This is a genomic window from Rhodanobacter hydrolyticus (genome assembly GCF_044904645.1).
In genome coordinates, this window is record NZ_JADIKK010000008.1 from 2,182,704 (window position 1) to 2,203,950 (window position 21,247).

A 21,247-nucleotide genomic window follows, 5' to 3' on the forward strand; every position below is an offset into this window, starting at 1 on the left:
CCGCTGCTGGCGATATTCCCGGCCGAGAAACGACGGATGTTCCATGAAAACCCACCTTCGCCTTGCGCTGCTGCTGTCCGTTGCGCTGTTGCTGTCCACGTCACCCACGTCACCCGCATCGGCCGCCACAGCCGCTGTTGCGACAACAGCACAGGCGCCCTCGGACACGTACTATGAAATCTTCGTGCGCAGCTGGTACGACACCAACGGCGACGGCGTGGGTGACCTCGATGGCGTCACCGCCAAGCTTGATTACCTGAAATCGCTAGGCGTGGACGGCATCTGGCTGATGCCGATCAACCCTTCGCCCAGTTACCACGGCTACGACATCACCGACTACGAAGCGATCAACCCGCAGTACGGCACGATGGCGGACTTCGAACGCCTGGTGCAGGAAGCGCACAAGCGCGGCATCAAGGTGGTGATGGACCTGGTCATCAACCACACCAGCGATCAGTCGCCATGGTTCAAAGCCGCGCGGGATCCGCGCAGCCCATACCGCAACTGGTACGAGTGGGCCACGCGCGCCACCGACCTCAAGCAGATCAGTGCCACCGGCGGCTCGCTGTGGCACCCACTGCCGGGCGCGGACAAAAGTTCAGGGCAGTTCTACCTCGGCGTGTTCACGGCACAGATGCCCGACCTCAACTACGACAACCCGGCCGTGCGCGCGGAGATGGTGAAGGTGGGGCGCTTCTGGCTGGACAAGGGCGTGGACGGTTTCCGCCTCGACGCTGCACAGCATATCTATGACGACAGCGAGGCCGACATGGAGAGTCCGGCCGCGCTGAAGAAAAACCTCGCGTGGTGGCATGAATTCCACCAGGGCATCGATGCGTCGAACCCGCATGCGTGGCTGGTCGGGGAAGTGGCGCGACACCATGAAAACGAACTGCCGCCATGGATGGCCTCGCTGGACGCGGTGTTCAACTTCCCGCTCGCGACGCGCCTGGTCGACAGCGCGAAGCAGGAACGCGATCGCGACATCGGTGCCACGCTGGAGCGCATGTACGACGCTTTCCGCACCGATGCGCACGGCCGCTTCGACGATGCGCCTTTCCTGTCGAACCACGACCAGGAGCGCGTGATGAGCCAGCTCGACGACAACCCCGAGCACATGCGCACCGCCGCGGCGATGCTGCTCACCCTGCCCGGCCATCCCTTCGTCTATTACGGCGAGGAGCTTGGCATGCGCGGCGAAAAGCCCGACGAACACCTGCGCGAACCGATGCGCTGGTATCGCAGCGGCAAGGGCGCGGGCGAGACGACATGGGAAAGCTGGAGCGCGGGCGACGGCAACGCCGTATCCGTGGAGGCCGAGCAGGCCGACCCCCATTCGCTGCTCAACTGGTATCGCATGCTGATCCAGTGGCGCCGCGACATCCCCGCATTGCGCACAGGGGTGCTGCACAACTGGCGCGACGCCGGCGAGCATGTCGCCGCGTGGGAACTGGACGACGCGCAGGGCGACGTCCTGGTGCTGCACAACCTGGCCGGCACACCGCAAACGGTGCCCCTACCAGCACAACGTTTCCACACCTTGCTGAAACATACTCTGCCTGGCACCACCGTTGCCGACGGCCACCTGCAACTGCCCGCCTACGGCAGCGCAATCCTGCATTGATTTTCAAAGGAGCAGCATGATGACGACACCGAAACGGCGCACGCTCGCACTTACCGTGCTGCTGGGCCTGGGCCTTGTTCCTGCCGCATTCGCTGCGCCCGGCACCGCCGTCGCGCAGGTGCAGAGCGTCGGCAGCGACCGCCTGAACCTCACGCTGGGCGACGGCACCGTCACCTTGCAGCTGGCCGCCCCTGGCGTGCTGCATGTGCACTACCTGCCGAAGAGCGGCGCCACGTCCGCCAACCTGGTGATGGACCCGAAGCCGACTGGCACGGCGGCATTCCAGCCACAGGTACAGCAGAACGGCGACACCGTGACACTGCGCTCCGACCGCCTCGTCGCCATCTGGCATCGCGCCGCCGGCAGGCTCGACGTGAGCGATGCCCAGGGCCATCCGCTGCTGCAACAGGCCGACCTCGGCGCGCTCGCGCAAGGCCGCATTGTGTTCGACCACGCCGCCGGCGACGCGCTGTACGGCATCGGCGGCTACGACGCCTTCGAGAAGGACACCAGCGCGGGCATATTGCGCGAAGGCAAGCAGGTGGCGAAGGCCGGCGAACAAGGCCATCCCGGCGCACCTTTCGTGTGGAGCACCGCCGGCTACGGCGTGCTGGTGGATTGCGACGGCGCGGACTTCAATCTCGCACACGGCCGCATCGCGATCGACAAGACCGCGCGCCCCGACGCCGACTACTACATCCTCGCCGGCTCGCCCACCGAGCTGTTCGGCGAGCTCGCCGACCTCAGCGGCCACGCGCAGCTGTTCCCGAAGTGGGCCAACGGCTTCATCAACAGCCAATGGGGCATCGACGAAAAGGAATTCCGCGGCATCGTCGATACCTATCGCGGCAAGCACATCCCGCTCGATGCCTTCACCTTCGACTTCGACTGGAAAAACTGGGGCAAGGACTGGGGCGAGTTCAGCTGGAACCCGGTGAAATTCCCGGACGGCCCCACCGGCAAGCTGAAGGCCGACATGGACGCACTGGGCGTGCACATGACCGGCATCATGAAACCGCGCGTGCACGTGGATACGGTGGAAGGCCGCTACGCCACCGCGCACGGCCTGTGGCTGCCCGGCGAGAAGGCCAGCCCCGACTACTTCTCGCACCTGCCGGTGAAGGACATCGACTTCGACAAACCCGAATCCCGCGCATGGTGGTTCAACGATTACCTCAAGCACAGCTTCGATACCGGCATCGTGGGCTTCTGGAACGACGAAGCCGACACCACGCCGAGCAATACGCAGTTCCTCAACATGCAGCGCGCCACCTACGAGGGCCAGCGTGCGTACTCGAAACTGCGTGCGTGGTCGATCAACCGCGATTTCTGGCTGGGCGCCCAGCGCTACGCCTACGGCCTGTGGTCTGGCGACATCTCCACCGGTTTCGCCAGCATAGCCGGTCAGCGCGAGCGCATGCTCAGCGCGATCGACGTGGGCGTGACGCAATGGGGCATGGACGGCGGCGGCTTCCACGGCCATCCCTCGGACGAGAACTACGCGCGCTGGATCGAATTCGGTGCCTTCGTGCCGATCTTCCGCGTGCACGGCGACGACAATGAAAAACGCCAGCCGTGGCGCTACGGCCCGGTGGCCGAAGCCGCGGCCACCAAGGCCATCCGCCTGCGCTATAGCTTGCTGCCTTATATCTATGCCTACCAGCACCGCGCAAGCGCACACGGCGTGGGTCTGGTACAGCCGCTCAACTTCGTGTGGCCGAACGATGCGAAGTTGCGCAACGACGTGGATGCCTGGCTGTTCGGCGACTGGCTGCTGGTATCGCCGGTGGTCGCCCAGGGCCAGACCAGCAAGCAGATCTACCTGCCCGCCGGCACATGGACGGACTGGTTCAGCGGCAAGACCTATCAAGGTGGCCAGACCATCACCGTGGCGACGGAAGCGAAGACCTGGGACGACATCCCGCTGTTCGTCCGCGAAGGCGCCATCATCCCCACCCAGCCGGTAATGGACTGGACCGGCGAACACGCGGTGGCGACGGTGAACGTCGACGTGTTCCCTGCCGCGCAAGCCACGCACTTCGACTACTACGACGACGACGGCGAGACCTACGCCTACGCGGACGGCGCGTATTTCAAACAGCGTCTCGCCGCGCAGCGCATGGGCGACACAGTGAGCTTCAGCACCGCCGCGGCCGAAGGCAGCTACCGCCCCGCGCTGCACGCCTATCTCGTGCGGGTGCATGGCGTTGCCGCCAGCACGGTCGACGGCTCGCTGCAGCACTACGCCACCGCTTCCGCGCTTGAGGCCGCCAACGGCGAAGGCTGGAGCACGGGCAGCGACCGCTACGGCGCGTTCACCGTGCTCAAGCTCGATGCCAGTGCCGCACGCACGGTGAAGCTGCAGGCGGCTGCCGCGCACTGAGGACAGGCGCGCCGCGCCGGATGGCGCGGCGCGAGTGGCAGTCCTGCTGCCAGACATGGTTTCCATCGCCGCCACGCGAGGAAATGCCGGCCCTGGGCACGGCGAGCGCGGCGACATCAGCCCAGTCCAACCAGGAGGGGTTTCGATGAGTCATCCGATGAAGCGTGAACCGTATGGCCTGCACCGGCTGCCGCTTGCCCTGTGCATGGCGCTTGCCTTGTCCAGCGCATCGCTGTGGAGCACGGCCGCGCGCGCCGCCAGCAACGACAACAACGTCGAATGGGCCGGCCTGTTCCACGACCAGGGCCCGGTCTACGACAGCGCCCCCGAGCCCACGGCAAGCACGCCGGTGACGCTGACGTTCCGCACTTACAAGGGCGACATCACCAGCGCCAACATCAAGTACTACGACAGTGCCGACGGCCAGTACCACTGGGTGGCGATGCAATGGGTGGCCAACGACGCCACCGGCACCTACGATCTGTGGCAGGGCACCATCCCCGCCAGCTCGTCAGAGAAGTACTACCGCTTCCAGATCAACGACGGCACCGCCACCGCCTGGTACAACGCGGCCGGCATCACCAGCAGCGAGCCCTCCTCCGGCGACTTCTTCATCATCCCCGGTTTCAAGACGCCGGCCTGGATGAAGAACGGTGTGATCTACCAGGTTTTCCCCGACCGCTTCTACAACGGCGACACCAGCAACGACGTCACCAACGGCGAGTACACCTACGCCGGCTGCGCCACCGAGCAGCACGCCTGGGGCACAGCCGTGACCTCCAACGTCAGCGGCTGCAACAGTGCGGTGTTCTTCGGCGGCGACCTCGCCGGCGTCGACCAGAAGCTGAGCTACATCAAGGGCACGCTGGGCGCGGACATCGTCTACCTGAACCCGATCTTCTCCTCCCCGACCAACCACAAGTACGACACGCAGAACTACTACACCGTCGACCCCGCCTTCGGCAGCAACACCACGCTGCAGCAGCTGATCGGCGACATCCACAGCGCCAGCAACGGGCCCGCCGGCTACGTCATCCTGGACGGCGTGTTCAACCACAGCGGCGACAGCAACTGCTGGTTCGGCGCGCAGACCTACGATTCGCTCACCTGCTCGCAGCCGGGCGCATACCAGTCGCAGTCCAGCCCGTACTACAGCTACTACACCTTCCAGACCTGGCCCAGCAGCTATTCCACGTTCTTCGGCATTACCAGCATGCCCAAGCTGGACTACGGCGCCAGCGGCTCGGCCACGCGCAACCAGATCTACGGCAACGCCGGTTCGGTGGTGCAGACTTATCTGGCACAGCCCTATGGCATCGACGGCTGGCGGCTGGACGCGGCGCAATACCTCGACGCCGGCGGCAACAACGGCAGCGACACCACCAACCACCAGATCATGCAGGAGCTGCGCACCGCCGTGAAGTCGGTGAACTCGAATGCCGAGATCGTCGGTGAGTACTGGGGCGACGCCTCGTCCTGGCTGGACGACGGCGCCGAGTGGGACAGCGCGATGAACTACAACGGCTTCACCCAGCCGGCGTCGGAATGGATCTGCGGCGTGGACGAAAGCGGCAACAGCGCTTCACTGACTCCCAGCCAGCTCGACAGCTGGCTGCTCGGCACGCGCGCCGACCTGCCGATCGACGTGCAACAGACCATGACCAACTTCCTGGGCAGCCACGACACCGAGCGCTTCGCCACCCGCTGCGGTGCCGACATCTGGAAAACCTACCTGGGCCTGATCTTCCAGATGACCTACGTGGGCACGCCCACCATCTACTACGGCGACGAATACGGCATGCAAGGCGGCGCCGATCCGGACAACCGCCGCACTTTCGACTGGACCCAGGCCACCACGAGCAACGCTGCAGTCGCGCTTACCCAGCAACTGATCCGCATCCGCAACGAATATCCAGCGCTGCGCACCGGCTCCTTCATGACGCTGGTCACCGACGATACCAACGACATCTACGCGTTCGCCCGTTTCGACAAGAGCAACCGCCTCGCGGTGGTGCTCAACGGCACCAGCAACACCGAAACAGTGACCGTACCGGTGTACGAGGAGAGCATGACCAACGGCAGCCAGGTCACCGACCTGATCACCGGAACCAAGTACACGGTCAGCAACGGCAATGTCACGGTGAGTGTGGAAGGGCATTACGGCGCGATTCTCGCGCAGTGAAACTGGTGTCCCTTCCGCCTCTCGGCGGAAGGGACACCGTTCGCGCCGAACAGCAGGACCTCTCGGAGTCCACATGCGCGTAGACTGGCTGCCGGTTGCGCACACCGCGACGGCGAGGGCTGCCGGCCAGCCGGTTGGAGGGCGAGATGACAACGACGGCGGGCGGATCCGCGTTTCACGACAGATCAGCAGTTCGGCAACGAGCCGGCGACGCCCCACAGTTCACGGATATTTCGGCATGAGCATTTTCAGCAGCATGATGATGGCCTTGACCGCCGGCGCTCACGGCCCGATGTGGCACGACAGCCTGCAATGGCGCGGCCAGACGGCCAGCATCGAGGTGCAGGCTGGCGGCGGCTTCCTGCTGCACTCCGCGCACGACAAGCGCCTGATTCCCGCACCACCGTACGCGGTACAAACCGCCAGTCCATTGTTCGACGGCCTTTACGCGATGGCGCAGGACGACCTGCGGCAGGATTCCGTCAGCGCCATCCGCGACGGCGCCTACGACCACGACCAGCCGATTCCCTGCGATTGCTTCGCCACCGGCGACAAATGGCCTTACGTGTGGACGCGCGACCTCTCGTATTCGGTGGATCTCGGCTTGTGGCGCTACGACGACGCCCGCTCGCGCAACGGCCTGCGCTTCAAGCTCTCCGATACCCGCGCGACCGACGCGCCGAAAGGCCCATACGTGATGCAGGACACCGGCTCGGGCGGGAGCTGGCCGGTGAGCACGGATCGCGTGGCGTGGTTCCTCGCCGCACGCCACCTGCTCGACGACAATGCGTTCGCCAGCGACACCTGGCAGGCGCTCACCAACACCCTGGAGCAGGATCGCCAGTACGTATTCGACGCCAACATGGGTCTGTACCGCGGCGAGACCTCCTTCCTCGATTGGCGCGAGCAGACCTATCCCGCGTGGACGCAGGACAACGTGGTGTTCATCGCCCAATCGTTCTCGCTGTCCACCAACGTGCTGCATTACCAGGCGTTGCTGCTCGCCGCGCGCCTCGCGAGCGAGCGCCACGATCCGCGCGCGACCGACTACCAGGCGCAGGCCGACGCGCTGAAGGCCGCGATCAACGCGCACTTCTGGCGCGACGACCGCGGCATGTACATGAGCTACATCGGCGGCGACGGCGCGCCCTTCGACACCTACGACCTGCTTGGCATCGCACTGGCCATCGACAGCGGTGTGGCCGACGGCGACCGCGCGCGGCAAACGATGGCGAACTACCCGGCGTGGCCTGCCGGCAGCCCGGTGATCTGGCCCGAGCGCACCGACCAGCCGATCTACCACAACCGAGCAATCTGGCCGTTCGTGAGTGCCTATGCGCTGCGCGCTGCGCGCAAGCTCAACGACCCGGAACACATCGCATTCGAGATCGCCTCGGTCATGCGCGGCGCGGCGCTGGCCGGCTCCAACATGGAGAACTACGAGCTGACCACCGAAGCCCCGCACGTCGACGACGGCAAGCTCAGCGGCCCGGTGGTGGATTCGCCGCGCCAGCTGTGGTCGGTGGCCGCTTACCTTGCGGTGGTGGACGAAGGCGTGTTCGGCCTCGAAAACGACGGCCGCATCGAGCCCAAGCTGCCCGTGTCGTTGGTGCCGATGCTGTTCGGCCAAAAGGATACGATCAGCCTGCAACTGCCCGGCAAGCGCATCACCCTGAAACTCCCGAAGAAACTGGACGGCAACCTGCTGGTGGCCGGTGACACCGCCCAACGCGGCAACGAAAGCGTGGTGCAACTGATGGCGATCAAGGTCCCCGTGCTGGGCGTGCGCGGCACGGTGCCGCCGTTCGCGCCGTCGGCGCCCGCCGCACCGCAGGTGACGCGCGACGGCGCCGACTGGTTGGTGCGCAGCACGGCACCTGGCGTGCTCTACCTCAACGGCAAGCCCGTTGGCGCCATCGAGGGCAAGCTCTCGGTTCCGGTGGCGAACGTGCTGCAATGCTTCAGCCTTACGCAAACCGGCGCCGGCGGCCTGGAATCGCTGCACAGCCCGGCGCAGTGCGAAGGTCCGTTCGCCAGCGTTGATGGCGCTTGGCCGCGCGCGTGGGTCGCACCCGGCACCGGCAGCTATCAGGTGGCCCTGAGCTACCGCAACGACCACGGACCGATCAGCACCGGCATCACCGCCGCAGTGAGGATGCTCGCCATCAGCTGCGACGGCAGCCCCAAGCAGCGCGTGCCGATAGTGATGCCGCACAGCGTGGGCGAAGAGCTTTCCACCACCGCGCGGTTCAGCGCGAATGCCGGTGCGCATTGCAGCTTCACGCTGGCCGACGGCTTCAACATGAGCGACCTCGCGCACAATGCGCACTACACCGGTGGTGTTGGTGGCAGCGAAGGACCGTTGAACGACGCCCATGTCGGCGCGTTGCGCGTTGTGCCGCTGCCTACGGATAGCGCTCCATGATGTGCCGCCTGGATGTGCCGGCCTCGCGTCGCCATTCCGGCAGGTATTGAACGGGTTTCGAGAGTCTGTTCCTTATCTGCAGTTCGCCCTTTCGAATTTGTGGCCGGGATGTTCTGTGTTGCCGCGAGGGGGCAACGCGGTTTCAGACGCCTGCCGGCGACCAAGTTCTTTTTTGCTGGCCTACGCCACCCAGGCGCGCGGCGAACGGCGAAGCTGGCCTGAAGGGTGGAGGGCAGGATGCCCTGAGTGAAAAGAAAGAACTGCCAAGAGAAGCGGTCGGATTCAATCCGCCGAAACTGCAGGCAAGCTGTGCCGCGGACATCGAAACCATTTCCACCCAGGCGATGGACGGCACGACCGCGGCACGGTCTATCTGGAAACCGAGGGCATTCGTCATCCTGGCAGTGGTCGGATGGATACGAAGCGCAAGACGTCCGTGGAGAAATGCGCGGCCTCGGCGTGAAGCCGTGCCCGACACAAGACACGGGGTTTTGAACAAGTTCCCAGGCTGGGATTCAGACGAGAAACGAATCCCGCACACCGACGAAGTAGCGCTCGGCATCCATCACGGGTAGCGGCATGCCGAGGGCGTAGCCCTGCAGTTCATCGCAACCCAGGCCGGCGAGGAATGCGGCTTGCGCCTGCGTTTCCACGCCTTCGGCCGAGACCAGCATGCCCAGCTGGTGGCCCAGCTCGATGATGGTCTGCACGATGGCGCAGTCGTCTTCGTCGGCAGGCAGATCACGCACGAAGCTCTGGTCGATCTTCAACTTGTCGATCGGGAACTGCTTGAGGTAAGCGAGACTGGAATAGCCAGTGCCGAAGTCGTCCAGCGACAGCTGCACGCCCAGCGACTTGAGGCCCGCCAGCGTCGTGCGGATGCGCGCCACGTTCTCCATCAGCGCGCTCTCGGTCATCTCGATGTCCAGCATCGCCGCCGGCACGTTGTAGCGCTGCAGCACTTCGGCCACCTGCTCGACCAGGTGCGGATGCTGTACCTGCTGCGCGGAAACGTTCACCGCGATGGTGAAGCCGCGATGCCCGCGGTCCAGCCATTCGCGCATCTGGCGCGCGGCCTGCGCAAATACCCAGCAGCCGATCTCAGGCATCATGCCCAGCGCCTCGGCCACCGGGATGAAGCGCGCCGGCGAAACCTGCCCCAGTTCGCCGCAGTTCCATCGCAGCAACCCTTCGAAGCCGGTCAGTTCATGGTCGAGCGCGCGGTACTGCGGCTGGAAATAGAGCACCAATTCGTCATGGCGCAATGCATCGCGCAGGCGGCCTCCCAGCATCACTCGCTCGTCCAGCGCGCGCTTCTGCGCCACGCTGAATTCGCCGATGCGATCGCGGCCGTCGCGCTTGGCCTGCACCATGGCCGCCTCCGCACCGCGCAGCAGCGCCGCCGGCGTGTTGCCATGCACGGGCGCATGGCTGATGCCGGCGCTGGCGGTCAACAGCAGACGGTAGTCCTGGCCCTCGATGGGCCGCGCCACTTCCGCGCGCAAGCGCTCGGCCAGCGCCAGCACTTCCTCGTGGTTCATGCCGTCCACCGCCATCGCGAACTTGTCGCCGGCAATGCGCGTGACCAGCCACTGTGCGTCGACCGCCGCGCGCAGACGGTCTGCTACTCGACGCAGCACGTCGTCGCCGATCACATGGCCAACCGACTCGTTGACCACCTGGAAGCGGTCCAGGCCAACCACCACCACCCATGCCTCGCTCCATGGGCTGTCCAGCATGCGCGCCATCGCTTCGTCCAGCATGGCGCGGCGCGGCAGGCCGGAGATGGAGTCGTGGCTGGCGGCATGAATCAGCTTCTGCTCGACCCGGTGGCGTTCGGTGATGTCGCGCGCCACGGCGTAGAGCAAGCCATCCGACGTGGCGAATGACGTCCATTCCAGCAGGTGCTCGCTGCCGTCTTTCGCCACGCAGCGGTTCACGAACTCGCGCGTCTGACCCGGCTCCACCGTGGTTGGAATCGCCTCCGATGCATCGCCGCCCTGAAGCGGCTGCAGGAACTGCCGGTAACCGAGAGTCTTCAGTTCGTCCTCGCCGTAACCGGTGAGGCGCTGCAGGCAGGGGTTGAACTGCACGAGGCGTTCGCTGCGCGGATCGAGAATGCAAAAGATTTCCTGCGACATCTCGAAGAAGCGATCGCGTTCGCGCAGACGACCCAGCAACCGGGCACTTTCGATGGCGATGCCGGCAAGTGGAATCAGGCGGTCGATGCTGGCCAGCTCGTCCGGCTGCGGCGCGCGCGGTTCGCGGTAATACACCGCGAACGTGCCCAGCACCTCGCCGTGGCTGCCTGGCACGGCGGTCGACCAGCAGGCGCGCAAGCCGTACGACATCGCCAATTCGCGGTAATCCTCCCAGTACGGATGCGTGGCGATGTCCTCCACCACCACGCGCTTGCCGCTCCATGCCACCGTCCCGCAGGAGCCGCGGCCTTCGCCGATCACCAGGCCGTGGATGGCCTTGGAGTAATCGTCCGGCAAGCTGGGTGCGGCACCGTGCAACAGGCGCTGGCCATCGAGCACCAACAGCGAACACAGCGAACCCGGGTTCATCACCTCGTGCTGGCACGCGATGCGTTCCAGGCTCGCCGCCAAAGGCTTGTGCGCAGCGATGTCGAGCAGGATCTGGTGCAAGCCCGCGGACATGCGTTCCTCGCGCTTGCGCGCGGTGATGTCCTGGCAGACGCCCAGCAGGCGAGTGACACGGCCGTCCGCGTCGGTTTCCACCACGCCGCGGCTGTACAGCGTGCGCTCGCCGCCGTCCGGTCGCACGATGCGTTCCTCAAACTCGAACGCGGCGCCATCGTGCAACGCCCGCTGGATGATGCCGAGCACCCGCTCCCGGTCGTCCGCATGCACCAGCGCCAGATAAGCCTCCACGTTGGCCGCATGCTGCGCGGGATCCACACCATAGATGCGATACAGCTCGTCCGACCAGGCGACGTGATTGGCGGCGACGTCCCAGCTCCAGTTGCCCACGTGCATCAGTTGCTGCGCCTGCTCCATCAGCTGCTGCTGCGTTTGCAGCCGCAACTCCTCGCGCTTGCGTGCGTCGATGTCCTGGAACAGCACCGTGATCCCGTCGGGCGCGGGATAGGCCCAGCTGGCGAACCAGCGCCCGAGCGGTGCGAACCACGCCTCGACCATGCACGGTCGCTGCTCGGCCATGGCCTGTTCGTAGGCCGCGCGGAACGGCCTGACGGTTTCTTCCGGGAATTCCGTCCAGGCGCACTTGCCGAGCAGCTCCTCGGCGCTACGGCCGAGAAAGGCGGCGGCGGCGGCGTTGACGTAGGTGTAGCGCCACTCCACATCCAGCGCCACGTACGCCTCGGCGATGCGCTCGAAGGCGTGGCTGGATGCGAGTTCGTACCGGCAGCTCCCCATGGATCGCATTGCCTCCTGTGCAGTGCTTCCTTGAGCAGGTTATGCCAGTGCCCAGGTCACTACAATGTGGAGGGCACTCATTGGTTCCGTAGCATCTTGCGAAACGCTGGCTCCGGCTCGGGCCGCAGGCTGGATCGGCGTACCTTCAACTGCGCCGGCAACATCGCGCTTTCGGCGCCTTCGCCGCCGATCTGCCGCACCAGCTGTTCCACCAGCACTTCGCCGGCCTTGCCGGTGTCCTGGCGTACCGTGGTGAGCGAAGGGTTGATGAAGCTGGCCATGGGGATGTCGTCGAAACCGGCCAACGCCACGTCGCCCGGCACCGAAAGGCCGCGTTCCGACAGCGCGCGCAGGGCACCAATGGCGATCAGGTCGCTGGCACCGAACACCGCGTCGAATTCCGCGCCGCGCTCAAGCAGCAACTCGGCGGCCTCGTAGCCGGCGCGTTCGGTAGTCTCGGCATCGGCCTGCAACACCTCGTCCACCCGCAGGCCTGCCTCGCGCAACGCCGCCGCATAGCCGCGGTAACGCTCGTGGAACTCAGGATAGTGCGGCGTGGCGTCGCCGAGGAAGGCGATCCGGCGGCAACCCTGTTCGATCAGGTGCTGGGTGGCGAGCCGGCCGCCTGCGAAGTTGTCGCAACCGATGGAGACGCCCGGCTGCCCGGGCAGCACCGCTCCCCAGCGCACGAAGCGCGTGCCCTGCGCCACCAGCTTCTCCAGCTTGTCGCGGTGCGACTGGTAGTCGCCATAGCCGAGCAGGATCAGACCGTCGGCCTTCTGGCTGCCGGTGAAGTCCGCGTGCCAGTCGCGCGAGAACTGCTGGAACGAGATCAGCAGGTCGTAACCCCGCTGCGCGCTGGCGCGGGTGATCGAACCCAGCATCGACAGGAAGAACGGGTTGATGTGCGAGTCGTCCGCGGTGGGATCCTCGAACAGCAGCAACGCCAGCGTGCCGGTGTGCTGGCGACGCAGGTTGGAAGCGTTCTTGTCCACCTTGTAGTTGAGCGTGTCGGCTGCCGACTGGATGCGCCGGCGCGTTTCCTCGCTGACCAGCGGACTGCCGCGCAGCGCCCGCGACACCGTGGACTGCGAGACCCCGGCGAGGTGTGCGATATCGAACGATGTGGCCTTTCCCTTCATCCGCGACCCAGGGCTGCGTGGCGTCCCGCCATCGTAGCAGGCGATGGATTCGGCCATGGCGATGGTACGGGCGCCGCATTCCGGCGCCGCGTGCCATCCCCTAAACTCCCCGCATGCTGACCATCAGCCGCACCCTTGCCCTGCCCGAATCCGAACTGGTCGAGCGCTTCCTGCGCGCCGACGGCCCCGGTGGCCAGCACGTGAACCGCACCGAGAGCGCAGTGGAACTGCGCTTCGACGTGGCGCGCTCGCCCACGCTACCCGAACCGCTGCGTGAGCGCCTGCTGGCCCGCAGCGACCGCCGCCTCACCGACGACGGCGTGCTGGTGATCCAGGCGCGCCGCTTCCGCGACCAGGCCCGCAACCGCGAGGACGCACGCGAACGGCTGGTCGAAATCATCCGCGTCGCGCAGGTGGTGCCGAAGAAGCGCGTTGCCACCAAGCCCACGCGCGCCTCGAAGGAACGCCGCCTCGCCGGCAAGCAGCAGCGCGGCAAGCTGAAGCAACTGCGCGCGAAGAAGCCGGGGCACGAGTGAACGGAACGGTCTTCACGCCATCGCAACTGCCGCCGCACATGCCACGCCTGCACGACAGCTGGCGCCGCGGGCTGTGCCGGGGCGTGCTGCGCCTGTGTGGCTGGAGCCTGGTCGGCACCTTCCCCGACGTGCCCAGGCTGGTGCTGATCGCCGCGCCCCATTCGTCATGGTGGGACGGCATCTGGGGCCTGCTGACCAAGGCCGCCATCGGCGCCGACGTGCACTTCATGGCCAAGCGCGAGCTGTTCCGCGGCCCGCTGGGCGCGCTGCTCGTCAAGCTCGGCGGCATCCCCATCGACCGCGGCGCCGCCGCGGGCATGGTCGAGCAGATGGTCGAACGCTTCGGCCAGCAACAGACACTGTGGCTGGGCATCGCCCCCGAAGGCACGCGCCGCCACATGCCGCGTTGGAAAACCGGCTTCTGGCGCATGGCCCACGGCGCCAGCGTGCCGGTGTTCCCGGTCGCCTTCAACTATCCCGACAAGACCATCCGACTCGGCCCGCTGTTCGACACCACCGACGACATGGCTGCCGACATCGAGCGGCTGCGTGCGTTCTATGCGCCGTTCCAGGGGAAGCATCACGGGGTGTAGCTGCCGGGCGATTACGCCTAACAACCGCCAAGATCGACGCGGCTTCGATTGAGCATCAGGCTAGGGGACAAGCAAGCGGATGTTTGGCTATTACCTTGAATTGGCCTTGCGCAGCATGAAGCGCAGTCCAGGGCTGACTGCGCTGATGATCCTGGTGATTGGCTTCGGCGTGGCGTCGTCGATGACGATGTACTCGGTATTTCGCGGTCTGTCTGCCGACCCCATTCCTTGGAAGTCATCACGACTTTTCGTGCCGCAAATCGACCTATGGGGACCGGGGTACCGTGAACCGGGTGGCGAGCCTCCCAGTGGCCTGGACTACATCGATGCAATGGCACTGATGCGCCAGCACCGGGCCATCCGGCAATCGGCAATCTATTCGATGCTGTCGTCGGTCATGCCAAACCGTGTCAACGGAGACACCAGCCCGATCCCGGTTCGGGGTTATGCGGTCTCCAACGAGTTCTTTCCCATGCTGGATGTGCCTTTCCACTATGGCAGCAGTTGGAGTGCCGAAGACGACGCGCGCCGAGTACCCGTGGCGATCATCAGTGACCACCTGAACCAATCGATATTTGGCGGTGGCAACAACGTAGGCAAGACTGTTGAAATCGGCGGGCGCGACTATCGCATCGCGGGCATCATTTCATACTGGAACCCCCAGCCGGATTTCTTTGCGGATCTCCAGTACCGGGTCGAGGCGCCGGATGTCTTCCTGCCGCTTCAGTACGTAGTCGATAACCATGCTATCGGCGACGCGGAAGCCAATTGCAAGAAGGATGCGGATGATCCCGGTACGGATTTCGCGGCGCTGCTGCGCTCGGACTGCACTTGGATTTCCTTCATGGTGGAGCTGGACGATGCAGCGGCTGTGCGCTCGTATCGCGAATACCTCGATGCCTACGCAAGCGAGCAGCAAAAAGTTGGTCGCTTCAACTGGGCACCCAACAACTGCCTACGCGACGTGCCGGCGTTTCTCGACCACGAGCATGTCATACCCGATACGACCCGAGTGTCGTTGCTGGTGGCACAGGGCCTGCTGATCGCATGCCTGGTGAACACGACCGGGTTGTTGCTGGCCAAATTTCTCCGCCGCCGCGGAGAGATTGCCATACGACGCGCTTTGGGAGCGTCGCGTGCAGCCGTTTACACACAATTCCTTGTTGAAGCAGGCCTGATCGGGATGGGTGGCGGCATCCTTGGGTTACTGCTAACCACCGCGGGAGTGCTCAGCGTCGGCCTGGTCATGCCGGCGCACCTCGCTGTACTGGCGAGAGTCGACCCAGGCCTGCTTTTGTTCGCCCTGCTGCTTGCCTTGATCGCCACTTTGCTCGCAGGTGCATATCCCGCACATCGCGCATCACGTGTGCCTCCTGCATTGCAGCTCAAGGGCTAGTAAGGGGCGTCGTGAGCATTCATCCCATCCTTGCGGCATTGAAGAAGCACAAGAGCGCCGTGCTTCTGATCGTGCTGCAAATTGCACTGACGCTGGCAATCGTTGCTAATGCGCTCTCCATCATCGGGCACAGCATCGAGCGAATGAGCCGCCCGACTGGCATCGAGGAAGATGGTTTGATCCGCGTTTTGCAGCAATGGCCAGCATCACCAGGCAGCGACGATGCTGCCGACATCAAGAAATTCGATGCCCTGCAGCGCGCGGATCTCGAAACGTTGAGGAATCTCCCGGATGTGAAGGATGCTGCTGCGTCAACAAGCAACCCCATACTGAGCGGCTATGAGGCCGGGGACGTTTCTCTAGGCGCGAGTCGCAAAGGCAAGTTTGTGCGCGCAGCCTATTACTACGGCGACGAGCACATGCGGCCTGTTTTTGGCCTGCGCCTGACTGCCGGACGCGATTTTTACGCCAGCGAGATCCGACACGGACATGGCGTTCCGGGCTCACCTGTCGTCATCGTGAGCAAACCCGTCGCCGACCAGCTCTTTCCCAACGGCAATGCACTCGGTCAGACGGTGTACCAGGATGGCAAGCCAGCCAGAATCGTGGGCATCGTCGAGCGATTGCAGACACCGAAAAGGGGGGATAGCGACTGGTCCTTCAACTCGGTTCTTGAACCGTTGCGTGCAGACGATTCATGGGCAAGCTATGTAGTGCGGGCACGCCCTGGTCGCACCGCAGAGGCGATGCGCGAAATCCACGATGCCCTGTTTGCACTCAATCCGATGCGCCTCATGCCCGAACCCTATGCCGGCATCCATTCGTTTGCCGAGATACGCGCCGCCGCCTATTTTCCGGATCGCGGCATGGCGCTGCTGATGAGCGCAATCTGCATCATCCTGCTCAGCGCTACTGCTGCTGGCATTGTCGGCCTGAGCAGTTTCTGGGTAGTGCAGCGTCATCGTCAGATCGGGGTGAGGCGGGCGCTTGGGGCGCGCAGGATCGATATCCTGCGCTATTTCCAGATCGAAAATTTCCTGATTGTCGTAGGCGGCGTAACGGGCGGCACGGCTTTGGCTTTTGGCCTCAACGCATGGCTGATGACGCATTACGAAATGGGGCATCTGCCTGTGATCTACGTGGCATCAGGCGCGATTGTCGTGGTTGCGCTTGGTCAGGCAGCAGTGCTGGTACCAGCGCTGCGCGCTTCCCGCGTACCACCAGTCGCGGCTACACGTTCGCTCTGATGGCCAAGCATCGCGACGTGTAAAGCATCTATCGACCCGAATGCCCCGACTCGTCGTAGTCCCGATGCGTCAGCAGCCCCGGGCGGATCAGGTCGATGAAAGCGCGCGCCTCGGCGCTGAGGAGCTTGCCCTTGCGCATCACCACGCCGTAACTGCGCTGCGGGAACCAGCGCTGCATGTTGCGCACGACCAGGCGTTCGCGATCAGCGTCGGTGATGCAAATGCCGGTGACGACAGAGATGCCGAGGCCCATCGCCACGTATTCCTTGATGACGTCCCAGCCGCCCACTTCGATGGCCACCTGGTAGGGCACCTGGTTCTGCTGGAACACCAGGTCCACCAGGCGATAGGTGGACAACCGCTGCGGCGGCAGGATCAGGCCGTAAGGCGAGAGATCCGCCAGCGCCACTTCCGCCTTTTCCGCCAGCGGGTGGCCGGGCGGCAGGATCAGCATGGGGTCGTACTGGCGCACGGGCGCCCACGCGATGTCGTGCGGCACGTCCAGCATGGAGCCCACGGCGAAATCGGCCTTGTCCTCGCGCAGCATCGCCATGCCGTCCTTGCCCGTGACATTGGCGAGCTGCAGATGTACGGCGGGATAGCGCTCCCGGTAACGGCGCACCAGCTCCGGCAGCAGGTACTGGATGGTGGACGTGCCGGCGGCAATGGTGAGCTTGCCGGCGGTGTGACCTTGCACCCTGGCCTGGAAGTCGCGGTCGAGATTCTCCCAGCCCTCCACCAACGGGCGCGCCAGCTCGTACAGCGCCTCGCCCGCATCGGTGAGGTTGATGCGGCGGCGGCGGCGTTCCAGCAGGGTCGCACCCAGCTCGCGCTCCAGCGCCTGCAGCTGCAGGCTCACCGACGGCTGGGACAGATACAACGCCTCGGCGGCACGGCTCAGCGTGCCCAGTTTCACCGTGGCCACGAAGGCGCGCAGTTGCTTGTGGCGGTTGCCCTTGTAGTAGAAACGGGCGCTCTCGGCCGCCGAACCATGCGCAGGCGTACGCCTTTTTGCTGCGCCGCGGGTCGGTTTTTCTGGCGATTTCGCCGCTTTGATCGGCATTTTTCGCTCTTTCATGTCAATGACTTGCAATCTGTATTGATATTTACAATATCAAAAATTGAAACATTTGCTTTGTCAAACTATAAATCGATGGCCTAGCTTCGAGTCGTCCAACGACCGGAGCCGATCATGGCCTTGCCCCGCGAACGCCTAGCCACCGAAGCCGTGCAACTGCACGCCCAGCCCAGCCCTGCGCAGCAGGCGATCCTCAGCCCACAGGGGCTGGCCTTCCTCGCCGATCTGCACCGCCACTTCGACGCCCGCCGCCGCGAACTGCTGGCCGCCCGCCGCGAGCGTCAGGCCCGTTATGACGCCGGGGAGCTGCCGGACTTCCGCACCGACACCGCCGCGATCCGCGAATCGGAATGGACGGTAGGACCGATCCCGCCCGCGCTGCGCGACCGCCGCGTGGAGATCACCGGACCGGTGGAACGCAAGATGATCATCAACGCGCTGAACTCGGGCGCAAAGGTGTTCATGGCGGACTTCGAGGATTCCTCCGCGCCCAGCTTCGCCAACCAGCTCGACGGCCAGATCAACCTGCGCGATGCGGTGGCCGGCAAGCTCGACTACACCTCGCCCGAGGGCAAGCACTACTGTGTTGCCGACAATCCCGCCGTGCTGGTGGTGCGCCCGCGCGGCTGGCACTTGCCCGAACGCCACATCACCGTGGACGGTGAAGCCATGGCCGGCGCGCTGGTGGACTTCGGCCTGTATGCCTTCCACAACGCACGCGCCCTGCACCGCCGCGACCTCGGACCGTACTTCTACCTGCCCAAGCTGGAATGCATGGAGGAGGCCGCGCTGTGGGATGCCGTGATGACGCACGCGGAAACCGAGCTGGATCTCCCGCCCGGCAGCATGAAGGTCACCGTGTTGATCGAGACTCTGCCGGCCGCTTTCCAGATGCACGAGATCCTGCACGCGCTGCAGCCGCGCGCCGTGGGCCTCAACTGCGGGCGCTGGGACTACATCTTCTCCTACCTGAAGACCCTGCGCGGCCACCGTGACCGCCTGCTGCCCGAACGCGGCCAGGTGCTGATGACGGTGCCCTTCCTCAAGGCGTATTCGGAGCTGCTGATCCAGACCTGCCACCAGCGCGGCGCGTTCGCGATGGGCGGCATGGCGGCACAGATACCCATCAAGGGCGACGCGGCCGCCAACGAGGCAGCACTGGCCAAGGTACGCGCCGACAAGCTGCGCGAAGTGAAGGCCGGCCACGACGGCACCTGGGTGGCACACCCAGCGCTGGTGCCGGTGGCGCAGGCGGTGTTCGACGAATACATGCCCGAGCCGAACCAGCGCGACGTGGAGCGCGACGACGTGCGCGTGACCCGCGAGCAACTGCTGGCGCCGTGCACCGGCACCATCACCCGCGCCGGCTTCGACAACAACGTCGAGGTGTGCCTGCGCTACACCGCGGCATGGCTGGACGGCCAGGGCTGCGTGCCCATCCACCACCTGATGGAAGATGCGGCCACCGCCGAGATCGCCCGTGCACAGCTGTGGCAGTGGCTGCACCACGGCGGCGTGGAATTCCCCGACCACGCACCGATCGACTTCGCCTTGTTCGACCATGCACTCGCCACGCACGCCCATCGCCTGCGAGATAGCGACGTGCCCGGCGCGGCGCGCGTGGATGCCGCCGCGCGGTTGCTGCGCGAACTGATCCACGCCGACACGCTGGCCGACTTCCTCACCCTGCCTGCGTACGAACAGCTCGCCTGAACTCTCCAGGCAGGCAAACGCCACTTCGCGAAACCCGATTTGCGGCAACCCTCAGCCCGAGATTTCGTTCGCGCCGAGCGTAGCTTGCGACAGCAAGCGAAATCGAAGCACCTCGCATCCTTCGACTTCGGCCCTGCGGCCTGCACTCAGCACGAACGGCAGCGGCACCCGAAAGTTTTACAGCCTCGCATCCACCGGAGCCATGCCATGAAGACCACCCTGCCAACCGCCGAACAGATCGAACTGGACTGGAACAACAACCCTCGCTGGACTGGCATCGAGCGCCATTACGGCGGCGCGGACGTGGTGCGTCTGCGCGGCACCGTGGCCGTCGAGCATTCGCTGGCCCGTCGCGGCGCCGAACGCCTGTGGAAGAGCCTGCACGAGGAGGATTTCGTCAACGCGCTGGGCGCGCTCACCGGCAACCAAGCAATGCAGCAGGTGAAGGCCGGCCTCAAGGCGATCTATCTCTCGGGCTGGCAGGTCGCTGCCGACGCCAACCTCGCCGGCGAGATGTATCCCGACCAGTCGCTCTACCCTGCGAACTCGGTGCCGCAAGTGGTGAAGCGCATCAACAACACCTTGCTGCGCGCCGACCAGCTGCACCATGCCGAAGGCCAGGACGGCATCGACTGGCTGGCGCCCATCGTGGCCGATGCCGAGGCCGGCTTCGGCGGCGTGCTCAATGCCTTCGAACTGATGAAGGCAATGATCGAGGCCGGCGCAGCGGGCGTGCACTTCGAAGATCAGCTGGCCTCGGTGAAGAAGTGCGGCCACATGGGCGGCAAGGTGCTGGTGCCCACCCGCGAGGCGGTGGACAAGCTCACCGCCGCGCGCCTCGCCGCCGACGTGCTCGGCGTGCCCACCTTGATCGTGGCGCGCACCGACGCCGACGCCGCCGACCTGCTCACCTCCGACATCGACGACAACGACAGGCCCTTCGTCACTGGCGAACGCACCGTGGAAGGCTTCTTCCGCGTGCGCGCCGGCCTAGGTCAGGCGATCAGCCGCGGCCTCGCCTATGCGCCCTACGCTGACCTGGTGTGGTGCGAAACCAGCAAGCCGAACCTGGAGGAAGCGCGCCAGTTCGCCGAAGCGATCCACAAGCGGTTCCCAGGCAAGCTGCTCGCCTACAACTGCTCGCCCAGCTTCAACTGGAAGAAGAACCTCGACGACAACACCATCGCGAAATTCCAGCGCGAACTGGGCGCGATGGGCTACAAGTTCCAGTTCATCACACTGGCCGGCTTCCACAGCCTCAACTACGGCATGTTCGACCTGGCCCACGGCTACGCACGCCGGCAGATGAGCGCCTTCGTGGAGCTGCAGGAAAGGGAATTCGCCGCCGCCGAACGCGGCTTCACCGCGGTGAAGCACCAACGCGAAGTGGGCACAGGCTATTTCGACGCGGTGACGCAGGCGATCCAGCAGGGGCAGTCATCGACCACGGCGCTGAAGGGCTCGACGGAGGAAGCGCAGTTCGCGCGCCACGCGGCGGCGTGATCTTCACATGTAGGAGCGCACTCT

The 21,247-nt window shown here is 65.2% G+C and carries 13 protein-coding genes; 10 read left to right on the forward strand and 3 right to left on the reverse strand.

Features of this window, described 5'->3' with window-relative positions; genetic code table 11:
* Nucleotides 1-43 precede the first annotated feature (43 nt).
* The 4 genes from ISP25_RS12475 to ISP25_RS12490 all read left to right on the forward strand — a co-directional run bounded on the left by ISP25_RS12475 (nucleotide 44) and on the right by ISP25_RS12490 (nucleotide 8,614).
* On the forward strand, nucleotides 44-1,624 hold the full coding sequence (locus ISP25_RS12475) for an alpha-amylase family glycosyl hydrolase (RefSeq protein ID WP_404614283.1): 1,581 nt from the start codon (nucleotides 44-46) through the stop codon (nucleotides 1,622-1,624).
* A 19-nt stretch (nucleotides 1,625-1,643) separates the two neighbouring features.
* Nucleotides 1,644-4,007: a TIM-barrel domain-containing protein gene (locus ISP25_RS12480; protein ID WP_404614284.1), complete on the forward strand. Its 2,364-nt coding sequence runs from the start codon at nucleotides 1,644-1,646 to the stop codon at nucleotides 4,005-4,007.
* A 157-nt stretch (nucleotides 4,008-4,164) separates the two neighbouring features.
* Complete coding sequence (locus tag ISP25_RS12485; RefSeq protein WP_404614286.1) at nucleotides 4,165-6,189, forward strand: glycoside hydrolase family 13 protein; 2,025 nt, start codon at nucleotides 4,165-4,167, stop codon at nucleotides 6,187-6,189.
* 238 nt (nucleotides 6,190-6,427) lie between these two features.
* Entirely contained in the window at nucleotides 6,428-8,614 is a 2,187-nt protein-coding gene (locus tag ISP25_RS12490; protein ID WP_404614288.1) for an alpha-L-rhamnosidase-related protein, read from the forward strand.
* A 515-nt stretch (nucleotides 8,615-9,129) separates the two neighbouring features.
* On the opposite strand, the gene ISP25_RS12495 is transcribed toward ISP25_RS12490, so the two are convergent.
* Both ISP25_RS12495 and ISP25_RS12500 read right to left on the reverse strand, forming a co-directional pair.
* On the reverse strand, nucleotides 9,130-12,015 hold the full coding sequence (locus tag ISP25_RS12495; protein ID WP_404614290.1) for a sensor domain-containing protein: 2,886 nt from the start codon (nucleotides 12,013-12,015) through the stop codon (nucleotides 9,130-9,132).
* 77 nt (nucleotides 12,016-12,092) lie between these two features.
* Entirely contained in the window at nucleotides 12,093-13,157 is a 1,065-nt protein-coding gene (locus tag ISP25_RS12500) for a LacI family DNA-binding transcriptional regulator (protein WP_404614292.1), read from the reverse strand.
* A gap of 113 nt (nucleotides 13,158-13,270) precedes the next feature.
* Between ISP25_RS12500 and arfB the strand changes: the two genes are divergently transcribed.
* The 4 genes from arfB (at nucleotide 13,271) to ISP25_RS12520 (ending at nucleotide 16,929) form a co-directional block, all read left to right on the forward strand.
* The gene (arfB, locus tag ISP25_RS12505; protein ID WP_192155833.1) at nucleotides 13,271-13,693 is read left to right on the forward strand and encodes an alternative ribosome rescue aminoacyl-tRNA hydrolase ArfB; all 423 of its coding nucleotides are present in this window, start codon (nucleotides 13,271-13,273) and stop codon (nucleotides 13,691-13,693) included.
* The gene (locus tag ISP25_RS12510) at nucleotides 13,690-14,286 is read left to right on the forward strand and encodes a 1-acyl-sn-glycerol-3-phosphate acyltransferase (RefSeq protein ID WP_404614294.1); all 597 of its coding nucleotides are present in this window, start codon (nucleotides 13,690-13,692) and stop codon (nucleotides 14,284-14,286) included. Before arfB ends, ISP25_RS12510 begins: the two co-directional genes overlap by 4 nt.
* Nucleotides 14,287-14,365: 79 nt before the next feature.
* The gene (locus tag ISP25_RS12515) at nucleotides 14,366-15,682 is read left to right on the forward strand and encodes an ABC transporter permease (RefSeq protein ID WP_404614296.1); all 1,317 of its coding nucleotides are present in this window, start codon (nucleotides 14,366-14,368) and stop codon (nucleotides 15,680-15,682) included.
* Between the two features lie 11 nt (nucleotides 15,683-15,693).
* The gene (locus ISP25_RS12520; RefSeq protein ID WP_404614298.1) at nucleotides 15,694-16,929 is read left to right on the forward strand and encodes an ABC transporter permease; all 1,236 of its coding nucleotides are present in this window, start codon (nucleotides 15,694-15,696) and stop codon (nucleotides 16,927-16,929) included.
* Between the two features lie 28 nt (nucleotides 16,930-16,957).
* On the opposite strand, the gene ISP25_RS12525 is transcribed toward ISP25_RS12520, so the two are convergent.
* Nucleotides 16,958-17,992, reverse strand: coding sequence for a LysR family transcriptional regulator (locus ISP25_RS12525; RefSeq protein WP_404614300.1), 1,035 nt, complete (start codon nucleotides 17,990-17,992; stop codon nucleotides 16,958-16,960).
* A 129-nt stretch (nucleotides 17,993-18,121) separates the two neighbouring features.
* On the opposite strand from ISP25_RS12525, the gene aceB reads away from it, so the two are divergent.
* Nucleotides 18,122-19,720, forward strand: coding sequence for a malate synthase A (gene aceB, locus ISP25_RS12530; protein WP_404614302.1), 1,599 nt, complete (start codon nucleotides 18,122-18,124; stop codon nucleotides 19,718-19,720).
* A gap of 207 nt (nucleotides 19,721-19,927) precedes the next feature.
* The gene (gene aceA, locus ISP25_RS12535; protein WP_404614304.1) at nucleotides 19,928-21,223 is read left to right on the forward strand and encodes an isocitrate lyase; all 1,296 of its coding nucleotides are present in this window, start codon (nucleotides 19,928-19,930) and stop codon (nucleotides 21,221-21,223) included.
* Nucleotides 21,224-21,247 lie beyond the last annotated feature (24 nt).

What these genes read in the sequence shown, in the direction of transcription:
- ISP25_RS12475 (WP_404614283.1), top strand. Translation starts at nt 44, where the DNA reads ATGAAAACCCACCTTCGCCTTGCGCTGCTGCTGTCCGTTGCGCTGTTG.
- ISP25_RS12500 (WP_404614292.1), bottom strand. Translation starts at nt 13,157, where the DNA reads ATGAAGGGAAAGGCCACATCGTTCGATATCGCACACCTCGCCGGGGTC.
- ISP25_RS12485 (WP_404614286.1), top strand. Translation starts at nt 4,165, where the DNA reads ATGAAGCGTGAACCGTATGGCCTGCACCGGCTGCCGCTTGCCCTGTGC.
- ISP25_RS12490 (WP_404614288.1), top strand. Translation starts at nt 6,428, where the DNA reads ATGAGCATTTTCAGCAGCATGATGATGGCCTTGACCGCCGGCGCTCAC.
- ISP25_RS12525 (WP_404614300.1), bottom strand. Translation starts at nt 17,992, where the DNA reads ATGCCGATCAAAGCGGCGAAATCGCCAGAAAAACCGACCCGCGGCGCA.
- aceA (WP_404614304.1), top strand. Translation starts at nt 19,928, where the DNA reads ATGAAGACCACCCTGCCAACCGCCGAACAGATCGAACTGGACTGGAAC.
- aceB (WP_404614302.1), top strand. Translation starts at nt 18,122, where the DNA reads ATGGCCTTGCCCCGCGAACGCCTAGCCACCGAAGCCGTGCAACTGCAC.
- ISP25_RS12495 (WP_404614290.1), bottom strand. Translation starts at nt 12,015, where the DNA reads ATGGGGAGCTGCCGGTACGAACTCGCATCCAGCCACGCCTTCGAGCGC.
- arfB (WP_192155833.1), top strand. Translation starts at nt 13,271, where the DNA reads ATGCTGACCATCAGCCGCACCCTTGCCCTGCCCGAATCCGAACTGGTC.
- ISP25_RS12480 (WP_404614284.1), top strand. Translation starts at nt 1,644, where the DNA reads ATGACGACACCGAAACGGCGCACGCTCGCACTTACCGTGCTGCTGGGC.
- ISP25_RS12515 (WP_404614296.1), top strand. Translation starts at nt 14,366, where the DNA reads ATGTTTGGCTATTACCTTGAATTGGCCTTGCGCAGCATGAAGCGCAGT.